Below are 1,175 nucleotides of genomic sequence, written 5' to 3'. Positions count from 1 at the left end.
TGAGCAGGCCGTCTTCCATGGCGAGCAACTGGTCGCGGCTCTCGTTGACGAAGGTGCTGGTCAGTTCGTCCATCGGGTTTCCTTCAGGCGTCGGCAGGAATGATCATCGGGTCGCCGAAGACGCCGACCAGGCGGCAGAATTCGAGCGTCTGGCGGACCGCCGGGCTGTGGCCGCTGATCGTCAGTTGCTTGCCCTGCTGCAGGACTTCGCGTTTGAGCAGGATCAGCAATTGCAGACCGGCGGTGTCGATCTCCGGGACGGCGGCGAGGTCGAGGTCGAGCGCTTCGGCCGCCGCCAGCGCCGCGAGCAACTGCGCTTTCTGCGCCTGCGCCTGGTAGATCGTCATGGCTTCGTCGATGACGAAGCGGTTGGCCTGGGAAACCTTCATGGTCATTTCCTCCTGGGGGCGCTTGCGGCGCGGTTCAGAAAACAGTTCGATGTTGCCCGACGAAACGGTGGGCAATGTCTCATGGGGGGTGCGGCGTCCTCGGGGCCGCTGTCGCGACGGCCATTCCGGCGCGCCCGGCTGTCGGGTACCGGGGGCAGCAATCGCAAGTCGGAGCGCGCATTGAAATGGAAGGGTCGCTAAAAATTGATAAGTAGATTATCATTTTTTGACAATACGTCAACTTCATCTTGCCATTTTAGGGCCTTATCTTGTGACTTTATTGGCAAATTCGATAAAGTGAGGGCGTCGAAGACCTGATCACGGTTTACAACGGCACTTCCCTGATTTTCTGTAGGGGTTTCATGGTAAACAATCACCCCTTAGGCTGCTTGGTTTCAGAAGGTCGCGCAGCCGAGATCCGGCGCGTCTCGTTCCCGCGGCTCTCCCCTGTCCGGCCGGCGCGGCTCAGCCAGCGCCACAGCCAGCCGGGCGTGTCGCGACCGGTGAGGACGTAGTCGAGCACGGTGCGATGGTCGAGCGTCAGGTTCTGCGCCGTCTTGGCGGCGCGCGTGCCGGCGAACAGGATCTCGTCGCCGGCGGCGAGAATCGTTTCGTCGTCGGGCAGTGGGTGGTCGCACCCGTCGCGCTGCAGCAACAGCGGCAACAGCGGCAACGCTTCGTCGCGCGCCGCCGGGTCGGCCCGCAGGCTGGCGAGCCGCATGCTGGCCTGCTCAAAGATCAGCAGCCGGTGCACGGCCGGCGCGTCGGCGGCGTTCAGGCGGACGC

General features: G+C 63.4%; 1 protein-coding gene and 1 pseudogene. Both read right to left on the bottom strand.

Annotated elements, in window-relative coordinates; all coding sequences use genetic code 11:
- Positions 1 to 83 precede the first annotated feature (83 nt).
- Complete coding sequence (locus CAPSK01_RS08815; RefSeq protein ID WP_034925456.1) at positions 84 to 389, bottom strand: STAS domain-containing protein; 306 nt, start codon at positions 387 to 389, stop codon at positions 84 to 86.
- Between the two features lie 373 nt (positions 390 to 762).
- Positions 763 to 1,175: pseudogene (locus tag CAPSK01_RS08810) on the bottom strand (potassium transporter TrkA); the annotation flags it as partial.

The sequence above is a fragment of the Candidatus Accumulibacter vicinus genome, assembly GCF_000584955.1.
Classification (GTDB): Bacteria; Pseudomonadota; Gammaproteobacteria; order Burkholderiales; family Rhodocyclaceae; genus Accumulibacter; species Accumulibacter vicinus.
This window is presented reverse-complemented; position numbering and strand designations above follow the sequence as displayed.

Coding starts and splice junctions, on each gene's coding strand:
- CAPSK01_RS08815 (WP_034925456.1), bottom strand. CDS start 389: ATGAAGGTTTCCCAGGCCAACCGCTTCGTCATCGACGAAGCCATGACG.